This is a genomic window from Mycobacterium sp. IS-1742 (assembly GCF_001500125.1).
Classification (GTDB): Bacteria; Actinomycetota; Actinomycetes; order Mycobacteriales; family Mycobacteriaceae; genus Mycobacterium.
Genome location: NZ_LQIV01000013.1, coordinates 1 through 21,649 on the forward strand (window position 1 = coordinate 1; position 21,649 = coordinate 21,649).

22 protein-coding genes are annotated in these 21,649 nt (G+C 70.3%); 10 read left to right on the top strand and 12 right to left on the bottom strand.

What is annotated here, in order from left to right; translation table 11 throughout:
- The first annotated feature begins 221 nt into the window (after window positions 1-221).
- The gene (locus AU196_RS10285) at window positions 222-461 is read left to right on the top strand and encodes a hypothetical protein (protein ID WP_231737508.1); all 240 of its coding nucleotides are present in this window, start codon (window positions 222-224) and stop codon (window positions 459-461) included.
- A 187-nt stretch (window positions 462-648) separates the two neighbouring features.
- The gene (locus tag AU196_RS10290; RefSeq protein WP_059094976.1) at window positions 649-1,965 is read left to right on the top strand and encodes a glycoside hydrolase family 183 protein; all 1,317 of its coding nucleotides are present in this window, start codon (window positions 649-651) and stop codon (window positions 1,963-1,965) included.
- On the opposite strand, the gene AU196_RS10295 is transcribed toward AU196_RS10290, so the two are convergent.
- The 6 genes from AU196_RS10295 to AU196_RS10320 are packed head-to-tail and all read right to left on the bottom strand — an operon-like array spanning window position 1,962 to window position 8,129.
- On the bottom strand, window positions 1,962-2,351 hold the full coding sequence (locus AU196_RS10295; protein ID WP_059094977.1) for a hypothetical protein: 390 nt from the start codon (window positions 2,349-2,351) through the stop codon (window positions 1,962-1,964). The genes AU196_RS10290 and AU196_RS10295 overlap by 4 nt on opposite strands.
- Window positions 2,348-3,088 (bottom strand): SDR family NAD(P)-dependent oxidoreductase, encoded by a 741-nt coding sequence (locus tag AU196_RS10300; protein ID WP_059094978.1) that lies wholly within the window; start codon window positions 3,086-3,088, stop codon window positions 2,348-2,350. Before AU196_RS10300 ends, AU196_RS10295 begins: the two co-directional genes overlap by 4 nt.
- Window positions 3,089-3,101: 13 nt before the next feature.
- On the bottom strand, window positions 3,102-4,733 hold the full coding sequence (locus tag AU196_RS10305; protein ID WP_082695667.1) for an ABC transporter ATP-binding protein: 1,632 nt from the start codon (window positions 4,731-4,733) through the stop codon (window positions 3,102-3,104).
- Window positions 4,730-5,617, bottom strand: a complete 888-nt coding sequence (locus tag AU196_RS10310; RefSeq protein WP_059094979.1) for an ABC transporter permease — start codon at window positions 5,615-5,617, stop codon at window positions 4,730-4,732. Before AU196_RS10310 ends, AU196_RS10305 begins: the two co-directional genes overlap by 4 nt.
- Window positions 5,614-6,582, bottom strand: a complete 969-nt coding sequence (locus tag AU196_RS10315; protein WP_059094980.1) for an ABC transporter permease — start codon at window positions 6,580-6,582, stop codon at window positions 5,614-5,616. The genes AU196_RS10310 and AU196_RS10315 overlap by 4 nt, the downstream gene beginning before the upstream one ends.
- On the bottom strand, window positions 6,579-8,129 hold the full coding sequence (locus AU196_RS10320; RefSeq protein ID WP_059095062.1) for an ABC transporter substrate-binding protein: 1,551 nt from the start codon (window positions 8,127-8,129) through the stop codon (window positions 6,579-6,581). The genes AU196_RS10315 and AU196_RS10320 overlap by 4 nt, the downstream gene beginning before the upstream one ends.
- 120 nt (window positions 8,130-8,249) lie before the next feature.
- Between AU196_RS10320 and AU196_RS10325 the strand changes: the two genes are divergently transcribed.
- The gene (locus tag AU196_RS10325; protein WP_059094981.1) at window positions 8,250-8,792 is read left to right on the top strand and encodes a hypothetical protein; all 543 of its coding nucleotides are present in this window, start codon (window positions 8,250-8,252) and stop codon (window positions 8,790-8,792) included.
- On the opposite strand, the gene AU196_RS10330 is transcribed toward AU196_RS10325, so the two are convergent.
- Window positions 8,789-9,544, bottom strand: coding sequence for a 3-oxoacyl-ACP reductase family protein (locus AU196_RS10330; protein ID WP_059094982.1), 756 nt, complete (start codon window positions 9,542-9,544; stop codon window positions 8,789-8,791). The two genes, AU196_RS10325 and AU196_RS10330, sit on opposite strands and share 4 nt — an antisense overlap.
- An 81-nt stretch (window positions 9,545-9,625) precedes the next feature.
- On the opposite strand from AU196_RS10330, the gene AU196_RS10335 reads away from it, so the two are divergent.
- Together AU196_RS10335 and AU196_RS10340 are read left to right on the top strand one after the other, a co-directional pair.
- The gene (locus AU196_RS10335; protein WP_059094983.1) at window positions 9,626-10,699 is read left to right on the top strand and encodes an NAD(P)H-dependent amine dehydrogenase family protein; all 1,074 of its coding nucleotides are present in this window, start codon (window positions 9,626-9,628) and stop codon (window positions 10,697-10,699) included.
- A gap of 1 nt (window position 10,700) precedes the next feature.
- On the top strand, window positions 10,701-12,410 hold the full coding sequence (locus tag AU196_RS10340; protein WP_059094984.1) for an Hsp70 family protein: 1,710 nt from the start codon (window positions 10,701-10,703) through the stop codon (window positions 12,408-12,410).
- Here AU196_RS10340 and AU196_RS10345 read toward each other — a convergent pair.
- Both AU196_RS10345 and AU196_RS10350 read right to left on the bottom strand, forming a co-directional pair.
- Window positions 12,407-12,724: a hypothetical protein gene (locus tag AU196_RS10345; protein WP_059094985.1), complete on the bottom strand. Its 318-nt coding sequence runs from the start codon at window positions 12,722-12,724 to the stop codon at window positions 12,407-12,409. The genes AU196_RS10340 and AU196_RS10345 overlap by 4 nt on opposite strands.
- Window positions 12,721-13,377 (bottom strand): DJ-1/PfpI family protein, encoded by a 657-nt coding sequence (locus AU196_RS10350; RefSeq protein WP_059094986.1) that lies wholly within the window; start codon window positions 13,375-13,377, stop codon window positions 12,721-12,723. Before AU196_RS10350 ends, AU196_RS10345 begins: the two co-directional genes overlap by 4 nt.
- A 92-nt stretch (window positions 13,378-13,469) precedes the next feature.
- Here AU196_RS10350 and AU196_RS10355 point away from each other — a divergent pair, with 92 nt between their 5' ends.
- Window positions 13,470-14,432, top strand: a complete 963-nt coding sequence (locus tag AU196_RS10355) for a GlxA family transcriptional regulator (protein ID WP_059094987.1) — start codon at window positions 13,470-13,472, stop codon at window positions 14,430-14,432.
- A gap of 1 nt (window position 14,433) precedes the next feature.
- Here the strand turns inward: AU196_RS10355 and AU196_RS10360 are convergent, their stop codons facing one another.
- From AU196_RS10360 to AU196_RS10370, 3 genes are all read right to left on the bottom strand, one after another.
- Window positions 14,434-15,522: a class I SAM-dependent methyltransferase gene (locus tag AU196_RS10360; protein ID WP_059095063.1), complete on the bottom strand. Its 1,089-nt coding sequence runs from the start codon at window positions 15,520-15,522 to the stop codon at window positions 14,434-14,436.
- 82 nt (window positions 15,523-15,604) lie between these two features.
- Window positions 15,605-16,219, bottom strand: coding sequence for an MBL fold metallo-hydrolase (locus tag AU196_RS10365; RefSeq protein WP_157546224.1), 615 nt, complete (start codon window positions 16,217-16,219; stop codon window positions 15,605-15,607).
- Between the two features lie 11 nt (window positions 16,220-16,230).
- Complete coding sequence (locus AU196_RS10370; RefSeq protein ID WP_059094989.1) at window positions 16,231-17,319, bottom strand: S-(hydroxymethyl)mycothiol dehydrogenase; 1,089 nt, start codon at window positions 17,317-17,319, stop codon at window positions 16,231-16,233.
- Between the two features lie 101 nt (window positions 17,320-17,420).
- Here AU196_RS10370 and AU196_RS10375 point away from each other — a divergent pair, with 101 nt between their 5' ends.
- The 4 genes from AU196_RS10375 (at window position 17,421) to AU196_RS10390 (ending at window position 21,637) form a co-directional block, all read left to right on the top strand.
- The gene (locus AU196_RS10375) at window positions 17,421-19,037 is read left to right on the top strand and encodes a LuxR C-terminal-related transcriptional regulator (protein ID WP_059094990.1); all 1,617 of its coding nucleotides are present in this window, start codon (window positions 17,421-17,423) and stop codon (window positions 19,035-19,037) included.
- A 68-nt stretch (window positions 19,038-19,105) separates the two neighbouring features.
- Window positions 19,106-20,182 (top strand): class I SAM-dependent methyltransferase, encoded by a 1,077-nt coding sequence (locus AU196_RS10380; protein ID WP_059094991.1) that lies wholly within the window; start codon window positions 19,106-19,108, stop codon window positions 20,180-20,182.
- Between the two features lie 10 nt (window positions 20,183-20,192).
- On the top strand, window positions 20,193-21,017 hold the full coding sequence (locus AU196_RS10385; RefSeq protein WP_059094992.1) for a serine hydrolase domain-containing protein: 825 nt from the start codon (window positions 20,193-20,195) through the stop codon (window positions 21,015-21,017).
- A 107-nt stretch (window positions 21,018-21,124) separates the two neighbouring features.
- Complete coding sequence (locus tag AU196_RS10390; protein WP_059094993.1) at window positions 21,125-21,637, top strand: DUF3145 domain-containing protein; 513 nt, start codon at window positions 21,125-21,127, stop codon at window positions 21,635-21,637.
- Window positions 21,638-21,649: the final 12 nt, after the last annotated feature.

The window sequence follows — 21,649 nt, forward strand, 5'->3', positions numbered from 1 at the left end:
CAGCGAATACACGTCGGCCGACGGGCCGACGGGTCCGCCGCTGAACCGTTCCGGCGCCATCTGCGCCGCCCACCCGATCTGGAGGGTTTCGAAGTTGCAAAGCGGGGTAAGATCAGACGCGAAGCTGTGAACAGCCTAAACAGCTTGGCGTGCGGAGGACAGCGAACATGTATACCAATGAATTCCCTGAGGAAACCCTTCGAATTAACTTTGAACATTGGTTGTGTGAAGCCATCCGCACCGGTGTCCGCAGCGCCCACCTGCAGCCCCTCACCCCGCTGAGCGCGCAGACCTGGCAGGCGATCGACGAGGTGGCCGACGCGGCCGCCGCGGTCGGAGGGCAGTCCGCCCACGTGGCACGTCTGCAGAACGTGGTGCTCGCCGCCCGCGAGCAGTTCGCCCGCCAGCTCGACGGCACGCAGCGCGCCCCCCAGGTGTTGCTGGGCCGGGCGGCCAGCTAGCCGTCCTTTGCGCAAACAAATAAACCCCGCGGCGAATCGCCGCAGTCTGGGCTGACGTAGGCGTCAGCTTCTTCTGGCAAACCATCTCGGATCGATCACGAAGGCGTTGCGGTTCGCTCCCCGACGCGGTCGGTAAACCACAGAGGCCACTACTGTCACACGGGTATCTCGGCCCGAAAGGTGTGACATGTCGGCCATGCGACGACTGGCGGCGCTGACCGTGGCGTCGGCGACTCTGGCGTCGCTGGTGGTGCCGATCGTGACCAGCCCGCCCGCGGCCGCCGACCCCTGTTCGGTCCCCGTCGCGGCGCCGTCGGCCCGCAGTGCCAACCCGGGGTTCACCGTCCCGAAGTTCCCGATCCTGCACCTGCCGATCGGTCGCAAACCCGCGCCGAAGACCACCGCCGCCGAGGCCGCGCAGTCCGACGCCGCTGTCGCCCCCGACACCGAGGCGCGGGCGGCCGCGGCGCCCGCCGCGTCGGGAGCGACCGTCGTCGACACCGTCGCCGGGCCGGACTCGTCGTCCTACCCGCGGTTCGGCATCTCAGGGGCCGATCTCGGCATTCTCTGGGACAACGGGCGCACCGGCGCGCAGCGGCAGGTGCTGATCGCTTTCGGCGACACCTTCGGCAACTGCAGCCTGCAGGACCAGGAATGGCGGAAGAACACGCTGTTCCGCAGCGCGACCACGGACCTGTCGAACGGAATGGTGGTCACCGACCCGGTGCCCGGCGACACATTCGGTGGTTCACCGGTCAACGCCAACCGGCCGAGCTTCTCCCGTCAGGTGATCCAGAGCCTCAACCTCGCGGCCACCGAGGTCACCGTGATCCCCACCGCCGGGATATCCGTGGGCACACGGCAGTACGTCAACTTCATGTCGGTCAGCCAGTGGGGCGCGCCCGGTCAGTGGTCGACGAACTTCTCGGCCGTCGCGGTCTCCGACGACAACGGCGAGACGTGGACGGTGCCGCGGACCAGCATTCGGCCCAGCTGGTTCAACACCGTGCCCGGGGTGCAGTTCGTGTGGGGCGATCAGAATTTCCAGATGGGCGCGTACCTGCGCCACAACGGCTACGTCTACGCATACGGCACCGGCGCCGGTCGCGGTGGGATGCCGTTCCTGTCCCGCGTCAGCGAGAACGCGGTCGCCGACAAATCAGCCTACGAGTACTACACGCCCTTCGGCTGGCTGCGCGGCTTTCCGTTCCTCGCCATCCAGGTGGTGTGGGCCCCGGGCAGTGAGATGTCGGTGGCGTGGAACGACCATCTGAAGAAATTCGTGATGCTCTACACCAACACGGTGAGCGACGTCGTGATGCGCACCGCCGACAAGCCCGAGGGCCCCTGGAGTTCGGCCAAGACGATCGTCACCTCGGCCGCCATGCCCGGCGGCATCTACGCCCCCTACATCCACCCCTGGTCGAAGGGCGACGACCTGTACTTCACGCTGTCGCGCTGGTCGGACTACAGCACCCTGCTGATGCACACCACACTCGGCTAGACGTGCACATCCCTCAGGCCGACCGCGTTGCGCAGCCCTGAACAGTTGTAACACCCCACGCAGCCAACACAATTGGTGCACTTCGCGCATCCGATGCACGCGACGCACCTGGCGCAGGCGAAACACCCCACACAGGCCAGGCACGCGCTCACCGCGAACGACAGTGCGGTGAGCGCACTCCCGGCCACCGCCGCGCTGGAGGCGGTGGCGACCGACCCCGTCACCCCGGCGCTGTTGACGGTGCCCACCGAGGCCGAGACGCCGGCGCTGTTGACCGTGCCCACGGAGGCCGAGACGCCGGCGCTGTTGACGGTCGCCACCGACCGGACGACCCCGGCGCTCGCGCGGGTCGCCCTGGATCGCAACACCGCAGGCACTCGCGTCATCCCGCCGTCTTCCCGTTGTCCACCACGTACACCGCACCGTGCACCGCCGAGGCGTCGTCGCTGGCCAGAAACGCGATGGTCTTGGCGACGTCGGCGACGTCCATCATCCCGCGGGGCGCGGCGATCCGCATGATCAAGTTCCAGTCCGCCTGCTCCGGGGCGGCGAAGTCCGTGGTCTGCGGGGTCACCATCCCGCCGGGGCACACGGCGTTGACCCGCAACCGGTCCGCGGTGAACTCGATGGCCAGCGCGCGGGTCAGGCCGACCAGGCCGTGTTTGGCCGCACAGTAGCCCGCGGAGTACACCTCGCCCTCCACGCCGGCGATGGACGCCACGTTGACGATGCTGCCGCCGGTCTCGAGCAGGTGCGGCAACGCGGCGCGGCACAGGAAGAACGGGCCGTTGAGGTTGACGGCGAGGTCGTGGTCCCAGTCCGCATCGGACATCGTCGGTGTGTGCCGCATCTGGTGGTAGCCCGCGACATTGGCCAGCACGTCGAGCCTGCCGAACCTCTCGACGCAGTCGTCGACGGCTTCGCGGCAGGCGGCGGGGGAGGTGATGTCGACCGACGCGTACGCCCCGCCGGGCACGTCGGCGAACACCGACGCCATCCGGTGGGTGTCCCGGGAGATCCCGAACACGGTCGCGCCGCGCTCGGCGAACAGTTTCGCGGTGGCCGCGCCGAGCCCCGACGACGCACCCGTCACCAACGCCACCTTGCCGCTCAGTTGTGCCATGGGAGTGAGCCTCTCACGCGGAGGCGCGCGGCCGAGCTGGAGGTACGGCTGCCAGCAGGTCGCGGGTGTAGGGCTGTTCGGGCGCGGCGAACAGATCGGCCGCGGGCCGGTACTCGACCGCGACGCCGTCGCGCATCACCAGCACGTCGTGGCTCATCCGCTGGATGACCGCGAGGTCGTGGCCGATGAACAGATAGGTCAGGCCGAGGTCACGCTGCAGGCCGGCGAGCAGGTCGAGAACCTTCGACTGCACCGAAACGTCAAGGGAGGCGGTCGATTCGTCGAGGATGAGCAGATCGGGTTCGGTCGCCAGCGCACGGGCGATGCTCACGCGCTGGCGCTGACCGCCGGACAGTTCGTGCGGGTACCGCGAACTGAAGTCGGCGGGCAGGCCGACGAGGCCGAGTAGTTCGGCGACGCGCGCCCGGCGGGCGGCCCGCCCGTCGACGAGCTTGTGCACCGCCAGCGGTTCGCCGATCGCCGCACCCACCCGCATCCGGGAGTTCAACGAGGAGAACGGGTCCTGGAACACCAGGCTGATGCGGCGGCGCAGCTTCTTCTCGTCGGCGCCCCGTACGGCGAGCACGTCGGCGCCGTCGAGGTTTGCGGACCCGGCACGGGGTGTGACCAGACCGGTCAGCGCGGCCGCGACGGTCGACTTCCCGGACCCGGACTCGCCGACCAGGCCGAGCGTGCTGCCGCGGCGGATGCGGAACGAGAGATCCCGTACCGCATGCACGGTCGAGCGGCCGGTCGGACCCGACACGTCGAAGCGGACGTCGAGGCCGTCGACCTCGAGCAGGACGGGGGCGTCCGGATCGGCCGGCGGCGGACCGTCGCCACCGACGAGGGGCCGCGCCGCCAGCAGTTCGCGGGTGTAGGCGTGCTGTGGGCGGTCGAACACGTCGAGTACCGGGGCATGTTCGACCGCCACCCCGTTCTGCAGGACGGTGACGTCGTCGGCGACCTGCCCGATCACCCCGAGGTCGTGGCTGATCCACACGACCGCGGTCCCGAAGTCTCGCTGGAGATCTCGCACCAGCTCGATGATCTGCGCCTGCGTGGTGACGTCGAGCGCTGTCGTCGGCTCGTCGGCGATCAACAGTTCCGGGTCGCACGCCAGGGCGATCGCGATCATCACCCGCTGGCGCTGTCCGCCCGACAACTGGTGCGGGTAGGAGTCCAGGCGGCGTTCGGGCTCGGGCAGGCCCACCGCGGTGAGCAGTTCCAGGGCGCGTCCCCGGGCCTGCCTGCGCGTCATGTTCCGGTGGGCCTCGAGGGATTCGGTGATCTGACGCTCCAGGGTCAGCAGCGGGTTCAGTGACGTGCCGGGGTCCTGGAACACGAAACCGATCCGGCCGCCGTGCACGGCGCGAAGCGTGCGGGCCGAGGCGCCGACCAACTGTGTCGGCGTCTGCCCGCCGAGCAGGCTGGATCCGCTGACCACCGCGCCGGGGGCGTCCAGCAGACCCGTGGCGGCCAGCACCGTCATCGACTTCCCCGAGCCCGACTCCCCGACGATGCCGAGCGTCTTCTCCCGCTCGACGGTGAACGAGACGCCGCGCACGATCTCACGCCTGCCGATCCGCACGCCCAGCTCGGCGACGTCGAGGACGGGTCCGGTCATCGCTTCCTCCGGTGTCATCCTCGCTCCCTGCGTGCGCGTGCCTCGATCATCGTGCGCTGCTTGGGATCCAGCACATCGCGCAGCCCGTCGCCGAACAGGTTGAACGCCAGGACGATGACGAATATCGCCGCGCCGGGGAACACCGCCATCCACCACGCCAGCGTGACGAAGCCCTGTGAATCGAAGATCATCCGACCCAGCGACGGCTGTGGCGGCTGGATGCCCAGGCCGAGGAACGACAGCGCAGCCTCCGACAGGATCGCGAACGCCAGCGACAGCGACGTCTGCACGATCAGCGGTCCGGAGATGTTGGGCAGCACGTGGCGGCCCAGGATGTAGAGGTGTCCGGTGCCCATCGTCCGCGACACCGCCACATACGGTTCCACCCGCACCGACAGCGTGCTCGCCCTGGCCACGCGGGCGAAGATCGGGGTGAAGACGATGCCGATCGCAAGGATCGTCGTCGTCACGCCCGGCCCGAGGATCGCCACCACCGCGAGCGCGAGCAGCAGCACCGGAAACGCGAACATCACGTCGACGATGCGCATCAGCACGGTGTCGAGCCACCCGCCGCGGTAGCCGGCGACCACACCCACCGTGACCCCGACGACGACCGCGAACGCCACGCTGACCACGGACACCCGCATCGACGCCTGGACGGCGACGAGCACGCGCGAGAACACGTCGCGGCCGAGTTCGTCGGTGCCGAACCAGTGCGTGCCGCTGGGTGACTGCAGGGCGTTCGGCACGTCGATGTCGTTGACGCCGTACGGGATCAACCACTGTGCGAACAGCGCGACGACGACGACCACGGCGAGGACCACCGAGCTGACCACCGTGACGGGATTGCCGAGCAGCAACCGCCAGGAGGCGATGCGGGTCGTTTCGGTGGGGGCGGTCATGACAGCCGGATCCTCGGGTCGGCGACCGCGTACAGCACGTCGACGATCAGGTTGATGAGCAGGAACAGGGCCGCCATCAGCAGCACCGCGCCCTGGATGACGGGGTAGTCGCGGGCGGCGACGGCGTTGTAGACGAGCCGGCCCAGGCCGGGCCAGGCGAACACGACCTCGACGACGATGACGCCGCCCAGGATCGTGGCCAGCTGGATGCCGGTGATGGTGAGCACGGGGATCAGCGCGTTGCGCACCGTGTGACGCAGCGTGACCACCCGCGGCGCAAGGCCTTTCGACCGAGCCGTGCGCACGTACCCCATCGACGCCACCTCCAGCACCGCGGACCGGATGTAGCGGGTCATGATCGCCGCGGCCACCAGTCCGACCGTCAGCCCCGGCAGGATGATGTGGCGAAGCCAGCCCGCCGGGTCGTCGAACAGCGGCCGGTACCCCGAGGTGGGCAGCCAGCCGAGGGTGGACGAGAACAGCGCGATCAGCAGGATCCCGAGCCAGAAATCCGGGACCGAGACGCCGAACTGACTGCCGACCCGCACGATCGCGTCGCTGACCCGGCCCTCGCGCAGCGCCGCCCAGATACCCGCGGGCACCGCGATGAGCAACGCGAACACGATGCCCACCAGCCCGAGGGACACCGTCGCGGGCAGCCGGTCGAGCAGGGTGGCGGTGACGGGGTCACCGTTGCGGAAACTCACCCCGAGGTCGCCGGTGAGCGCGTTGCCCAGATAGCTGAAGAACTGCACGATCAGCGGGCGGTCCAGGCCGCTCGCCGACCGCAGCGCCTCGTAGGCCTCCGGGGTGTACCGGGTCCCGAGCGCGATGCGTACGGGGTCGCCGGGCACCAACTGCACGAGCGCGAACACCACGATCAGGACGCCGATCAGCACCACCACCGAGTAGGCGATGCGCCGGGCCAGGAACCGCACGACCGGGTGGGTGAGCAACGCGGTCATGTCGATTCGTCCTCACCGAGGACGGCGCCGCGGAACCGGACCGCACCGTCGCGGCGCGCCTCGTACCCCGACAGCGCCGGTGTCCAGGCCTGGATGACCGACGGGTTGTAGAGGTAGATGTAGCTCACCTGGTCGGCGATGCGGGTGGCGGCCTCGGCGTAGACGTTTCGGCGCCTGTCGCGGTCGGTCTCGACACGGCCGGCGTCGAGCAGCCGGTCCACCGCCGGATCGGAGAACTTCTGCGCGTTGCTGGTGCCGTTGGTGTGGTGCTGGGCGTAGTAGAAGTCGTCGGGGTCGATGTTGCCGAGCCAGCCCATCATCAACATGTCGAAGTTGCCGTTGTTCTGCTCGTCGAGCCAGGTGGCGAAATCCACCGTGCGGATGTCGACGGTGATCCCCAGGGGCGCGAGGTTGTCGGCGATGATCTGCGCGGCGGTGACCGTCTCGGGGTATTCGCTGGTGACCAGCATGTCGAGTCTGTCCGGATCGGCCCCCGCCTCGGCGAGCAGGCCCTTGGCGGTGTCCAGGCCCGCCTCGGCGGAGGCGGGATACCGGTCGTAGGGGGTGTACCAGGGGTTGCCCTCGGGGATCGCGAGCTGATTGCGGGCCGCGGTCCCGTAGCTCGTCGCCGCGACGATCGCCTCGCGGTCGATGCCGTAGGCGATCGCCTGGCGCACCCGCACGTCGTTCCACGGCGCACGGGCCTCGTTGAGCGCCAGATACCAGTAGTCGTTGCTCGGGGTGACGGCGAGGCGCAGGGAATCGTCGTCGCGCAGCTGCGAGACACGCTGCGGGGGAACCGAATCGGTCCAGTCGACCTCCCCGGCCTGCAGCGCCGACAACGCCGTCGACGGTTCGGAGATGAAACGGAACGTCACTCCCGAGATCCGCGGACCGCCACCCCAGTACGAGGGGTTCGCGCGCAACGTGATCGAGTCACCGCTGGTGGCGCCTGCGAACGAGAACGGCCCGGTCCCGACGGGATGGGTGGCGATGCGTCCGCTCTCGACGTTGGCCCGGGACACGATCGCCATCCCCTTGAACCCGCCGAGGTTCGTCAGCAGGTTGGGGGTCGGTTTGTCCACGGTGATCCGCACGGTGGCCGGGTCGACGGCGGTGACGTCGGTGACGGCGCTGAACTTGTCGACGTTGGTCAGTTCCTCGTCGATGATGCGGCGGTAGGAGTAGACGACGTCGTCGGCGGTGAACGGCGACCCGTCGTGGAACGTGACCCCGCGCCGCAGGTGGAATGTCCACACCAACTGATCGGGGCTGACGTCCCAGCGTTCGGCGAGCGCCGGGCGCATCTCGAGGTCGGCGTCGGGTTCCACCAGCGTGTCGAAGACGTTCTCGAGCACTTCGAACGAGAAGTACGCGCTGGTCTTGTGCGGGTCGAGTTGGTCGGGTTCGCCCGCGATCGCGGCGACCAGGTTGCCGGTCGCGGCGTCGCCGAGGTCGACGCGTTCACCGGTGGAGCAGCCGGTGAGCGCGAGCAGCAGCGCGACGGTGAGCGCCAGGCAGGCAGCCCGCACCGCGTCACGCCGCATCACGACCACCTCAAGATCAACCAGGCACCTCCACGCTTCTTACCCCACCGGGTCGTCGCCGCAAACGCCGAAGCGGCGAACCGGTGACTTCCGGGGAGGCGGACTGTCATACTGACCCCGATGACCACCATCTCGCGACTGCTGGCCGCCGCGCTCCTGGCGCTCGGCGTCGCCACCGTCGCCACCGTCGCCGCCGGTCCGGCGCATGCCGAACAGCAGGTGCTGCAGGGGGTCTACACCTACACCCAGCAGGATGGCCTGACCGGCGAGTGGGAGATCCTCCCGTCGTGCGTGCCCACGGTGGGGGATCTGCGCGAGCCGCTCTACCTGCCGGTCGCCTGCCGTCTGCACGTGACGTCGTTCCCGGAGGTCAAGAGCGGGGACGCGGTGCTCACCAACGGGGTGTGGACCTACGACACCACGATCGCCGACGGGGTGATCTGCTCGGACGGCAGTCCGCTGCAGGTCGTCGAGGTCCTCGAGTTCAACACCGACACGATGACCGGCACGCGCACCACCACCCACGCCCCCGGGTGCAACGGCCAGCTCCCGGCGACGATGATCAAGACGTCGTTCACCCTGGCGTTCAAGAAACCGTTGCCGATCCCGGTGGACAAGTACCCGCTGATCTGCGAGCCGGGCGGCCTGAGGCGCTGCTTCTAAGCGGTGAACCCGCCGTCGACGTTCCAGTTGGCGCCGGTGATGTAGCCGGTGTCCGGGCCGGCCAGGTAGCTCACCACCCCCGCCACGTCGGCGGTGTGCCCGTAATGCCCGACGGCGATGAATTGCTTTGCGGCGTCGGCGAACTCGCCTTCGGCGGGATTCATGTCCGTCGCGATCGGCCCGGGCTGGACGTTGTTGATCGTGATGCCGCGCGGCCCCAGTTCGCGGGCCAGGCCGCGGGTCAGGCCGGCCACCGCGGCCTTCGTCATCGAGTACACCGACAGCCCGGGTGACGGCACACGGTCGGCGTTGATGCTGCCGATGTTGATGATGCGCCCGCCGTCGCCGAGGTGGGGCACCGCGCACTGGATCGCCACGAACACTCCGCGCACGTTGACCGCCACCAACTGGTCGAACTGCTCGAGCGGAAACGACTCGACGGCGCCTGCCCTTGCCACGCCGGCGTTGTTGACGAGGATGTCCAGGCCGCCGAGGCGGGTGACGGTCTCGTCGACGGCCGAGGCGATCTGCCCGGCGTCGGAACTGTCCGCGCGGATCGGCAGCACCCGGCCGCCGCCGCGGGACACGTCGACCACGACCTGGTCCGCATCGGTCGCCGACGACCCGTACGTGAACGCGACGGCTGCGCCGTCGAAGGCCAGTCGCCGCACGATCTCCGCGCCGATGCCGCGCGATCCGCCGGTCACCAGCGCCCGCCGCCCGGCCAGGCGCCCTTGGGTCCCCATGGTCATGAACGGCAATGTAGACCGCGGGACGCCCGTGCCGGGCCGCTTCGCCCCCTATGGTGAACGCAGGGCGAAGGAAGGCAGCAGATGGCCAAACGGATCGTCGTGTGGGGCACCGGGTTCGTCGGCACGATGGTGATCGCCGAAATCGACAGGCACCCGCTGTTCGAACTCGTCGGCGTCGGGGTGAGCAACCCGGACAAGGTCGGCCGCGACGCGGGGGAGATCTGCGGGCTCGGCCACCGGCTCGGCGTGACCGCCACCGACGACGTCGACGCGCTGATCGCCCTGCGGCCCGACGCCCTGGTGCACTTCGGGCCCACCGCCGCGCACGCCGACGCCAACATCGCGCTGATCACCCGCTTCCTGCGCGCAGGCATCGACGTCTGCTCGACGGCGATGACGCCGTGGGTATGGCCGACCATGCACCTCAACCCACCCGACTGGATCGTGCCGGTGACCGAGGCGTGCGAACTCGGCGAATCGTCGTGTTTCACCACCGGCATCGACCCCGGGTTCGCCAACGACCTCTTCCCGATGACGCTGATGGGTGTGTGCTCCGAGGTCAAGCGTGTCCGCGCCGCCGAGCTACTGGACTACACCCACTACACCGGCGATTACGAGAACGAGATGGGCATCGGCAGACCGCCGGAGCACCGGGCGCTGCTGGAAACTTCGGACATCCTCGTGTTCGCCTGGGGTGCAACAGTTCCCATGATCGCCCATGCGGCGGGCATCATGCTCGACGAGATCACCACCACCTACGACAAGTGGGTGACCCCGACCGACCGCGCGAGCGCCAAGGGCGTGATCGAGGCGGGCAACGTCGCCGCGGTCCGCTTCACCATCAACGGGATCTACCGCGGTGAGACCCGCATCCAGCTCGAACACGTCAACCGCATCGGCGCCGACGCCGCACCCGACTGGCCCTCGGGAACCCAGGACGACGTCTACCGCGTCGAGATCGACGGCACGCCCAGCATCGTGCAGGAGACCGCGTTCCGGTTCACCGACGGCTCCGGACGCGACGCCGCCGCCGCGGGCTGCCTGGCCACGGGCATGCGGGCGCTCAACGCGGTGCCCGCGGTCAACGACCTGCGGCCGGGGTGGGTCACGGCACTGGATTTACCGCTGATCGCCGGAGCGGGCACAATTCGCTGACATGACGGATGGGACCGGGCTGTCGATCGGCGCGACAGCACTGACCGCGGTGGTCGTGGACCGCGCGGCCGTGCGGCGCTCGCCTGTGCTGACGCTGTACCCGCACCGGCCGCCCGAAGTCGGCGTGCCGAGCGAGAACCCCCGCCTCGACGAGCGCGGACTGGTCATCACCGGCTTCGTCGACCGCGTCGGCGACCCGGTCGGCATCCTCGCCGCCGACGGCACCAGCCACCGCGGCGAGAAGCTGACGGCCGATGCGCTGCGGGCCCTGTTCCACGCGCTGCCCCGCGGCCGCGAACCCGGGGCGCCCGTCGCGGTGACCCACCCGGCTCACTGGCACGGCGGGTCGGTCGACGCGCTGCGCGCCGCCCTGGCCGAGGTCGCCGAATTCGGCCCGGCCACCCCCGTGCTCCCCGACGCGGAGGCCACGCTGACCGCCCTGCAGGCCGAGCCGGGACTGCCCACCCGCGGACTGATCGCCCTGTGCGACTTCGGCGGCTCCGGGACCAGCCTCACCATCGTCGACGCGGCCGACGGGTATCGACCCGTCGCGCCGACCGTCCGTCACCTCGACCTGTCCGGCGACCTGATCGACCAGGCACTGCTGACGCACGTCCTCGACGGCGGGCCGGGGTCGGCGGATCTGACCGGAACCTCGGCCATCGGTTCGCTCACCAGGCTGCGCGGCCAGTGCCGCGGCGCCAAGGAGCGCCTGTCGACCGACACGGTGACCGCGCTGAGCGCCGACCTGCCGGGGGGCGCCGGCGAGGTGCGGATCACCCGCACCGAACTCGACGACGCGGTGCGCGGGCCGCTCGCCGGCTTCGTCGAGGTCGTGCGCAACACCCTCGAGCGAACCGGCGCACGGCCCGCGGACCTGGCCGCGGTCGCCACTGCCGGCGGCGGTGCGCGGATACCGATCGTCACGACGGCGCTGTCGGAGAACTTCCGTGTCCCGGTGATCACCACCCCGCGACCCGAACTGTCGGCGGCGATCGGTGCGGGGCTGACCGCGGTGCGCGGTCCCGACGACCGCACCGCACTCGCCGCGGCCGCACCGGCAACCGCCGCCGCCCCGGTCATCGGCGACAACCCCGACTCGACCACGTTCGGGGCGCTGGCGTGGTCGGACGCCGACGACATCCCCGACATCGCGCCCACCGCCTACGAATCCGATCCGGCCGCAGACCCGGGTGACGTGCGGCCGCGGTTGTTGTTCGGCGCCCCCGAGTCCGCCGCCGACGACCGGCCCGCCGCGGTGCCGTGGTACCGGCGACCTGCGGTGGCGCTGGCGATCGGGGCGGCCGCAGTGCTCGCGGCGCTCGCGGCGGCGGTCTACCTGGTCAACCGTGACGACGGCGAGACCCCCGCGACGACGAACACCACCACCACCACTGTGACGACGGAGGCGCCCGCCCCGGCGCCGGCGGCGCCACCACCCGCCGACAGCCCGGCGCCGCAGGCACCCGCACCCGGCACCGTCGTGCAGGAGGCGCCGCCTCCGGCGGGGACCGAGGCGCCACCGCCCCCGCCCGCCGAGGCGCCACCACCACCGCCGGAGGAACCACCGCCGCCGCCACCGCCGCCGGCCACGACGGAACCGCCGGCGCCGCCACCGACGACGCAGCCGCCGCCGGTGATCCCGACGTTGCCGTACACGACGATCCCTGGGCTGCCGTTCGTCCCCGCCCCACCCGGGTTCGGCGGTTAGCCGGGGCGGCGCACGCCGGTCACGGCCGAGCGCGGCAGCCTCCCGGCCCGGGAGTGGCCGGTCATCCGGTCGCCGTCGACGAGCACGTCGAAGTCGAGGTACAGCCGCATCGGTGTGGTCACCGACTGGCGCCACCGCACCCGCTGACCGTCCGGTTCGTCGATCACGGTGATGCCGTGCAGGGAGACCGTCTCCTCCTTCGACGTCGCACTGCCGCGCAGCGAATCCCCGTCGGCGACGAATTCGTATGTGGTGGAGAGGGATCCGATCGGGGTCTTGATGCGCACATCCCACCGCCCGGCGAGGCCCGTCACACCGTCACCGGCACCTGGCCGCGGTTGCTCCACACGGTGCCCCGGCGCTCGTAGGCGAACAGCGTCTCGACCGCGGCCGCGATCTGCGGGCCGTAGGTGCGGTCGAGCAGGTGCAGCGCCAGGTCCAGCCCCGAGGTCACGCCCGCGGCGGTGACCAGGTCGCCGTCGTCGACCACCCGCGCCGGCACGGCGTGGGCCCCCGTCGCGTCGAGCAGGTCCATCCCCAGGTGGTGCGTGACGGCGAACCTGCCCTCGAGCAGACCGGCCATCGCCAGGGCGAGCGAGCCGCCGCACACCGTGGCCACGGTGACCTCCGGATCGGCCATGGCCCGGCGGATGAGCGGGATCGCGACCGTCTCGGCGAAGCGGGCCAACAGTACCGGGATCGTCTCGACGCCCTCGTCGGGGTCGCCCTCGATCGGTCCCGCCGCACCGGGGACGATCACGAAACCCGGCCGGTGGGGGTCGAGGCCGCGCGCCGCCTGCAGCACCAGCCCCCGGCTGCCGCTGGTCACCGGGCGGGGTCCCTCCGCGGAGACGAGTTCCACGCGCAGGTCACCCCCGACGGCGTCGCTGCCGGCGACGAGGACTTCGAAGGGCGCGATGATGTCGAGCGGGTCGAACCCGTCGAACAGCACGATCTGGGCATCCATGCCGATCAGCGTGCCCGCCGTGCCGCGCCCTCGACAGTGTCCAGATCGCCATACTGCGCCGACATCTTGCCACGTGCCTGCTATCGTGCCGCATGCACACCGTCGCGGTCCTGGCAGTTCCGGACACCATCGCGTTCGATCTGGCCACCGCCGTCGAGGTGTTCGGCCGGGCCCGAACGGCCGATGGCGGACGGGGTTACGACGTGCGGGTGTGCGCCACCGCGCCACAGGTCGACGCGGGGCCGCTGCGCATCGGCGCGGACCACGGCATCGACGCCCTGGCCGGCGCCGACACGATCGTGGTGCCCGGCTGCAACGACCTCGGTGTCGAAGCCCCCGCCGCGGTGCTGGAGGCGCTGCAGGCGGCGCACTCCGCGGGCACGCGGATCGCGTCGATCTGCACGGGCGCCTTCACGGTGGCCGCGGCCGGTCTGCTCGACGGCAGGCGAGCCACCACCCACTGGCTGGCCGCCGACGCCTTCCGGGCCGCATTCCCCGCCGTGGATCTCGACCCGGACGTGCTCTACGTCGACGAGGGGCAGGTGCTCACGTCGGCCGGCGCCTCGGCCGGTCTGGACCTGTGCCTGCACATGGTGTCGCGCGACCACGGCGCCGCGGTGGCCGCGGACTCCGCCCGCATGGCGGTCGCACCCCTGCACCGCAGCGGCGGTCAGGCACAGTTCATCCTGCGCAACCGGGCGGCGCGCGGATCGCTCGCCGAGCGCGCCGGACTCGACGGCGTGCTGGCCTGGCTCGAGGAGCACGCCCACCGGGACCTCACGCTCGCCGACATCGCGCAGTACGCGTCGATGAGCGTGCGCACCCTCAACCGACGCTTCCAGGCGGAGACCGGGCAGACCCCGATGCAGTGGGTGACCGGGGTGCGGGTCCGGCACGCCCAGCAGCTTCTGGAGACCACCGATCACGGTGTCGAACGCATCGGGCGCCAGGTCGGGTTCACCTCACCGGCGAACTTCCGCGAACAATTCCGCCGGCTCACCGGCGTCGCACCGACGAGCTATCGCAACACGTTCCGGGACAGCGTCGCCGGTTGAGTCAGCGGGACTTCGGCCGCTTGTGCAGCACCAGGTGCGCCAGCGGGATCTGCGTCTGCTCCGGGGCGGCGGCCAGCCGGGTGGCGATGCCGGCCTCGAGCCGGTCGAGGAACTGCGCCGCACGCGGATCGTCGCGTCCGCCGTCGAGTGCGCCGACCATGGTGGGGAACACCGACGCCCGCGCGAACTGCCCCCAGTTGGCGCCGAACGCGTTCGCGTCCTTGTCCTTTCGATACTGGGCGAAGAATCTGTCCTCACCGTCGAAGATGTCGAGGTGTTCGATCTCGAGGCGCTCGAAGCGGCCGGACGGGGCGAACGGCGCCATGAAGTCCGCGGCGCGCCTGCTCACGGTCGGGATCGTCATGCGCCGCAGTTCGTCCTCACGGACCAACCCCGTCCCGGCCAGTTCACTGAGCGCATCGCTCAACGCCGCCAGCAGCGGCCGGTACCCGTATTCGCCGTCCTCGCCGATGCCCATGGTCATCACCACCATGCGCCCGCCCGGACACAGTTCGCGGCCCCGGAACGCGATGAACTCGTGCCAATCGTGGGCGGCCTGACGCGCGTACGCGGTGCGCAGCGACTCCTCGGCGGAGTGGGCGACCTGCAGGTGGTCCGGCACCGGGCCGGGCACCCGGCTCAACCACTGGATGGCATACGAACTCCAGCCCAGCGTCACGCTGTTGGACGGCAGTATCTGCGAGTAGAACGACCGGCCGACCGCCGACGCGAACGACGCGGCATCCTTGCGCAGATACGAGTCGGGGTCGTCGGTCAACGTCCGGAACATCGCGGTGAAGTCGTTGTCGGGTACGTCGGTGTGCGCCACCAGCACCGAATGCTCGCGCGTGGTCCTGGTGCGCAGGACCGCGATCGCCGCGCAGATCGGCAACAGGGAGTTGTGCCCCGTCGCGGCACCGTAGTCCGCGATCGCGATGGGCTGCGGCGGTGCGGGCAGGGGCACCACCCTGGCGGCCTGTTCGAACAGGGCGATCGCCGGGCGCAGGCCGGCCGCCTGCAGCCGCGACCCGGCGGTGTAATAGGCGCTGTCCATCGGTTGCGGACGGACCACGACGCTGGACTCGGGCACGAGCGGACTTCCTTCGAACGCGGACGACACCGTCGACGGTAGTCGCCGCGCGTCGGGTTCGGTGGCCAAGTGGCCAGGCGTCCTAGTGGCCGCGCGCCACCCAGTCGTCGTAGTGGACGATCTCGTCGCCGATGGTGGTGGTGTCGCCGTGGCCGGTGTAGACGACGGTGTCGCCGGGCAGGGGGCCCAGGCGCCCGGAGATCGACTCCAGGATGGTGGGGAAGTCGGAGAACGAGCGGCCGGTGGCGCCGGGCCCGCCCTGGAACAGGGTGTCGCCGGAGAAGACCGCACCGAGGTCGGGGGCATACCAGCACACCGAGCCCGGGGAGTGGCCGGGAGTGTGCAGCGCGCGCACCTCGATCCCGCCGGCGCGCAGCGTGGCGCCGTCCTCCACCGAGCGGAACGTCTGCTCGGCGTGGGTCATCTGCCAGAGCATCTCGTCGGCCGGGTGCAGCAGCACCGGCGCGTCGAGCGCCTCGCCGAGTTCGGGTGCGACGGTGATGTGGTCGTTGTGTCCGTGGGTGCAGATCACCGCGACGACGTTGCGGCCGCCGACGGCCATCACGATCGGGGCGGCGTCGTGGGCGGCGTCGAAGACGATGACGTCGTTCTCGTCGCCGACGATCCAGATGTTGTTGTCGACCTCCCAGGACCCGCCGTCGAGTTCGAAGGTGCCGTGGGTGACCACCCGGGCGATGTTGTCGGCGGTCACAGGATCACCACCGAGCGCAGCACCTGTCCGTGATGCATCTTGTCGAAGGCCGCCTCGATGTCGTCGAGGCCGATGCGTTCGGAGACGAATTTGTCCAGCGGCAGCCGGCCCTGCCGGTACAGGCTGATCAGGGTGGGGAAGTCGCGTTCGGGCAGACAATCGCCGTACCAACTGGATTTCAGCGATCCGCCGCGGGAGAAGAAGTCCACCAGAGGCATCTCCAGCCGCATGTCCGGGGTCGGAACCCCCACCAGCACAACGGTTCCGGCCAGATCACGGGCGTAGAACGCCTGACGCCAGGTCTCGGGGCGGCCGACCGCGTCGATCACCACGTCGGTGCCGAACCCGTCGGTCAGCTCCTGGATGGCCTCCACCACGTCGGCGACGGTGCGGGCGTTGATCGTGTGGGTGGCGCCGAACTCGCGCGCCCACTGCAGTTTCTGGTCGTCGGTGTCCACGGCGATGATCGTCTTGGCGCCCACCAGCGCCGCACCGGCGATCGCCGCGTCGCCCACCCCGCCGCAGCCGATCACCGCGACGGTGTCGTCGCGGGTCAGCGCGCCGGTGTTGATCGCCGCGCCGATCCCGGCCATCACTCCGCACCCCAACAACCCGGCCACCGCCGGATCGGCGGCCGAATCAACCTTGGTGCACTGCCCCTCGTGCACCAGGGTCTTGTCGGCGAACGCCCCGATCCCCAACGCAGGGGTCAACTCGGTGCCGTCGGTCAGCGTCATCTTCTGCGCGGCGTTGTGGGTGTCGAAACACAGATGCGGCCGGCCCCGCTTGCACGCCCGGCACTGCCCACACACCGCCCGCCAGTTCAGGATCACGAAATCTCCCGGCACGACGTTGGTCACGCCGTCGCCGACCGATTCCACCGTGCCGGCCGCCTCGTGGCCCAACAGGAACGGGTACTCGTCGTTGATCCCGCCCTCGCGGTAGGTCAGATCGGTATGACACACCCCGCAGGCGATGACGTCGACCACCACCTCACCCGGACCCGGATCCGGAACGACGATGTCCACGACTTCCACGGGATTCTGTTTGGACCGGGAGATCACCCCGCGCACTGTCTGACTCATGCCTCACAACCTAGTGCCTCGGGGGTGGGAACGAATGTTGTCGGGCTCGGCCAAACGCATGGTTGAACCGGTGCGCCCGCTCTACCGTTGAACCGAGCGAGATGAACACCACCACCACCGACCTCCACACCGAACTGGTGACGACGGCCCGCGCGGCCCATGCCCGCCGCGACTGGCACGGTTCGTACGCGGGTTTCGCCCGGGCCGGCGCCGTTGCGGAGCTGAGCACGGACGATCTCGACGCGTTGTCGGTCGCGGCCTGGCGCATCGGCGAGGCGAAGGAAGCGGTGCGGATCGCCGAGCGGGTCTTCACGCGGCTGGTGCGCAGCGATCCGAACGCCGCGGCGCGCAAGGCCGTCGAGCTGGCGCTGGCGTGGCTCACCCGCGGCGATCTCAACATCGCCGCCGGCTGGATGAACCGGGCCCGCCGACTGCTCGACGGCGTCCCCGAGAGCCCCACGCACGGATACCTCGCCTATCTGGACGCGGTCGTCGCCGTGCTCGGCGACGACTTCGAGAACCTGGCCCGGTTGGTGGCGGACCTGCGGGCGATGAGCGGCCGGCTCGACGTGCCCGCCTTGACCGCGCTCGCGATGGTGGCCGAGGCCATCGAGGCGGTCTATGCCGGGCGGATGTCGCACGCCGGCGGGCTTCTCGACGAGGTGATGCTGCCGCTGCTGGCCGACGACGTGCCGATCGACTGGGCCGGCGACATCTACTGCGTCGTGCTGCACATCTGCCACAAGGTCGCCGACCTGCCGCGGATGCGGGCCTGGGTGCACTCCATGGAACGGTGGTGCGAGGTGGCGGGCTCGGACACCTACGGCGGGGTGTGCGACGTGCACCGGCTGCAGGTCCGCGCCGCGACCGACGACTACGAGAGCCTCGAGAACCAGTTGGCCGGTGCCAGTCAGACACTCGAGAGTGTCAACTCGTGGGCGGCCGGCGAGGGTTTCTATCAACTGGGGGAGGTACGTCGGCTGCGCGGCGACGCGGACGGCGCGTTCGCCGCGTACGCGCGGGCCCGCGCCCTGGGCGTCGACCCCCAGCCGGGCGAGGCGCTGCTGCGCTGCCGGCAGGGCCAGAGCCAGGTCGCGTGGGCCGATCTGCGGGTGGCATTGGCCTCCGCGGGCCGGCTCGACCGGATGCGCCTGCTCCGGGCCGCGGTCGAGATCGCCCTGGCGCGTGGGCAATTCGAGGAGGCCGACGCGTACTGCCGCGAGTTGGAGGACGGTGCGGCGCAATTCGGCACCGCCGGGTTCCGGGGGTGGGCGGCCCATGCCCGCGGGGCCGTCCACGTCCAGGCCGGACGGCACGCCGAGGCGCTCGAGAGCCTGGGCCTCGCGCTGCGCGAATACCGCACGCAACAGTCGCGGTACGAGACGGCCGAGGTGTACGAGTGGATGGCGGTGGCGCACCGCGCGCTGGGCGACCACGCCACCGCCGACGCCGACTCCGCCACCGCGGAGAGCATCTACGCCCACCTCGGTGTGGAGCCGGCGGCGATCTGCGGCCGGCCGCCCGGTGGGCTCACCAAACGCGAGATCGACATCCTGCGCCGGATCGCCACCGACGGGGCGAGCAACCGCCAGTTGGCGCAACAGCTGTTCATCAGCGAGAAGACCGTCGGCCGGCACCTGGCGAACATCTACCTCAAACTGCAGGTGTCCTCGCGCGCGGCGGCCGTGGCGTGGGCGCACCAGCACAACATCGTGTAGCCCGGGGCGGCGGAAATACATGGTTTGCCCGATCCGCCCACCGTGCCCCGGCGCCTAGCGTCTCGGGTATGACCACACTCGACGACACCACCTCTTCTTCCTCCACCGAACAGTTCGCCGAACGCATCGTCGGCGTCATCGACAGCGCGAGCCTGGCGATCCTGCTGTCCATCGGTCACCAGACCGGCTTGCTCGACACCCTGGCCGAACTGCCCCCGGCCAGCAGCACCCAGATCGCCGACGCGGCGGGGCTCGACGAACGCTACGTACGTGAATGGCTCGGCGGCGCCGTCGTTTCCCGCGTGGTGGATTACGACGCTGCGGCGCAGACCTATTCGTTGCCGCGTACGCACGCCGCCGTGCTCACCCGGGCGGCGGGCCCGGACAATCTGGCCCGGGTCGCACAGTTCATCCCGCTGCTCGGCGAGGTCGAGCAGCAGATCATCGAATGCTTCCGTCGCGGTGGGGGACTGCCCTACAGCGCCTATCCGCGGTTCCACACCCTGATGGCCGAGGAGAGCGGTGAGGTGTTCGACGCCGCACTCGTCGACGTGATCCTGCCGATGGCCGACGGTCTGCCTGCGCGGCTGGCCGCCGGTGTCGACGTCGCCGACATCGGGTGCGGCAGCGGTCACGCGATCAACGTGATGGCGCAGGCGTTTCCGGCCAGCCGGTTCACCGGCATCGACTTCTCCGAGGAGGGGTTGAGCGTCGGCCGTGCCGAGGCGCAACGCCTCGGGCTGCACAACGCACAGTTCGTCGCCGCCGACGTCGCGACGCTCGACGTCGCCGAGGCCTACGACGTCATCACCGTGTTCGACGCGATCCACGACCAGGCGCAGCCCGCGCGGGTGCTGGCCAACATCCAGCGCGCGCTGCGGCCCGGCGGCGTGTTCCTGATGGTCGACATCAAGGCGTCCAGTCATCTCGAGGACAACGTCGGGATGCCGTTGGCGTCGTACCTCTACACCGTGTCGACGATGCACTGCATGAGCGTCTCGCTCGGGCTCGACGGTGCGGGGCTCGGCACCTGCTGGGGTCGCCAGCTCGCCACGTCGATGCTCGCCGATGCCGGCTTCACCGACGTCGACGTGCGCGAGATCGACACCGATCCGCTGAACTTCTACTACGTCTGCCGCAAGTAACATCTGCCCGATGGGTGTGCTGGACGTGATCGCGGACTGGCCGGTTCGCACCGCCGCCGCGGCGGTGGTGGGACCGGCCGGTGTGCTGGACGAGTACGGCGACCTTGGGCACCGGTTCCGGCTCGCGTCGGTGACCAAACCGCTCTCGGCGCGTGCCGCGCAGATCGCGGTCGAGGAAGGGGTCGTCGACCTGGACACCGAGGCGGGTCCGCCCGGCTCCACCGTCCGGCACCTGCTCGCCCACACCTCCGGGTTGGCCATGCACTCCGACGAGACGATGGCCGAACCCGGCGACCGCCGCGTCTACTCCAACTACGGTTTCGGGGCGCTCGCCGCCACGATCGAGAAGGCCGCCGACATCGAATTCGGCCGCTACCTCGCCGAGGCGGTGTTCGAACCGCTCGGCATGTCCGACAGCACGCTCGACGGCGGGGCGGAGGCCGCCGGCTACGGCGTCTACTCCACGGTCGCCGACGTCGCGGCCTTCGCAGGCGACCTGCTGCGGCCGCGACTGGTGTCCCAGCAGATGCACGACGAGGCGACCAGTGTGCAGTTCCCGGGGCTTGACGGCGTGTTGCCCGGCTTCGGCGTGCAGCGCCCGAACGACTGGGGGCTGGGCTTCGAGATTCGCGACGACAAGTCGCCGCACTGGACCGGCTCGACCAACTCGAAGCGGACATACGGGCATTTCGGCCAGTCAGGGACGTTTCTGTGGGTGGACCCGGGGGCGGACCTGGCGTTCGTCGCGTTTGCTGACCGGGACTTCGGGGACTGGGCGTACGAGCGCTGGCCGACGATCTCTGATGGAGTCCTGAGAGAATTCGGGCCACACTAGCGCAACACCCGCCTCACAAGGCACAATAGACACGCACGACACAGTTGTCATTCGGTTTCAAGAGGCCGCTTGGGGAAGACGTCCCTCGTGGAGCCGAAGGAGCAGCTATGCGTGCGTCGAATCAGTTCGCCGACGCGACGACAGGCGTGGTGTACGTGCACGCCTCACCCGCGGCGGTGTGCCCACATGTCGAGTGGGCGTTGTCGTCGACCCTGTCGGCGCGCGCCAACCTGAAGTGGACCCCACAACCCGCCATGCCCGGACAGCTGCGTGCGGTCACCAACTGGGTGGGTCCGGTCGGCACCGGAGCGCAGTTGGCGAACGCCCTGCGGTCCTGGTCGGTGCTGCGTTTCGAGGTCACCGAGGATCCGAGCCCGGGGGTCGACGGGCACCGGTGGTGCCACACCCCGCAGCTCGGTCTGTGGAGCGGTCCGATGAGCGCCAACGGCGACATCGTGGTCGGGGAGATGCGGCTGCGGGCCTTGATGGCCGCAGGCGCCGACGTGCTGGCGGCCGAACTGGACACCGTGCTCGGCACCGCGTGGGACGAGGCGCTGGAGCCCTACCGCGACGGCGGCTCCGGGGCCGAGGTCAGCTGGCTGAACCGCGGAGTGGGCTGACCCTCCCCGCTG

Excerpts from the sequence above, each read along its gene's own strand:
- AU196_RS10340 (WP_059094984.1), top strand. The coding sequence starts at position 10,701 with ATGACGGATGGGACCGGGCTGTCGATCGGCGCGACAGCACTGACCGCG.
- AU196_RS10335 (WP_059094983.1), top strand. The coding sequence starts at position 9,626 with ATGGCCAAACGGATCGTCGTGTGGGGCACCGGGTTCGTCGGCACGATG.
- AU196_RS10300 (WP_059094978.1), bottom strand. The coding sequence starts at position 3,088 with ATGGCACAACTGAGCGGCAAGGTGGCGTTGGTGACGGGTGCGTCGTCG.
- AU196_RS10375 (WP_059094990.1), top strand. The coding sequence starts at position 17,421 with ATGAACACCACCACCACCGACCTCCACACCGAACTGGTGACGACGGCC.
- AU196_RS10305 (WP_082695667.1), bottom strand. The coding sequence starts at position 4,733 with ATGACACCGGAGGAAGCGATGACCGGACCCGTCCTCGACGTCGCCGAG.
- AU196_RS10355 (WP_059094987.1), top strand. The coding sequence starts at position 13,470 with ATGCACACCGTCGCGGTCCTGGCAGTTCCGGACACCATCGCGTTCGAT.
- AU196_RS10370 (WP_059094989.1), bottom strand. The coding sequence starts at position 17,319 with ATGAGTCAGACAGTGCGCGGGGTGATCTCCCGGTCCAAACAGAATCCC.
- AU196_RS10290 (WP_059094976.1), top strand. The coding sequence starts at position 649 with ATGTCGGCCATGCGACGACTGGCGGCGCTGACCGTGGCGTCGGCGACT.
- AU196_RS10350 (WP_059094986.1), bottom strand. The coding sequence starts at position 13,377 with ATGGATGCCCAGATCGTGCTGTTCGACGGGTTCGACCCGCTCGACATC.
- AU196_RS10390 (WP_059094993.1), top strand. The coding sequence starts at position 21,125 with ATGCGTGCGTCGAATCAGTTCGCCGACGCGACGACAGGCGTGGTGTAC.
- AU196_RS10385 (WP_059094992.1), top strand. The coding sequence starts at position 20,193 with ATGGGTGTGCTGGACGTGATCGCGGACTGGCCGGTTCGCACCGCCGCC.
- AU196_RS10330 (WP_059094982.1), bottom strand. The coding sequence starts at position 9,544 with ATGACCATGGGGACCCAAGGGCGCCTGGCCGGGCGGCGGGCGCTGGTG.
- AU196_RS10380 (WP_059094991.1), top strand. The coding sequence starts at position 19,106 with ATGACCACACTCGACGACACCACCTCTTCTTCCTCCACCGAACAGTTC.
- AU196_RS10325 (WP_059094981.1), top strand. The coding sequence starts at position 8,250 with ATGACCACCATCTCGCGACTGCTGGCCGCCGCGCTCCTGGCGCTCGGC.
- AU196_RS10315 (WP_059094980.1), bottom strand. The coding sequence starts at position 6,582 with ATGACCGCGTTGCTCACCCACCCGGTCGTGCGGTTCCTGGCCCGGCGC.
- AU196_RS10295 (WP_059094977.1), bottom strand. The coding sequence starts at position 2,351 with ATGACGCGAGTGCCTGCGGTGTTGCGATCCAGGGCGACCCGCGCGAGC.
- AU196_RS10320 (WP_059095062.1), bottom strand. The coding sequence starts at position 8,129 with ATGCGGCGTGACGCGGTGCGGGCTGCCTGCCTGGCGCTCACCGTCGCG.
- AU196_RS10310 (WP_059094979.1), bottom strand. The coding sequence starts at position 5,617 with ATGACCGCCCCCACCGAAACGACCCGCATCGCCTCCTGGCGGTTGCTG.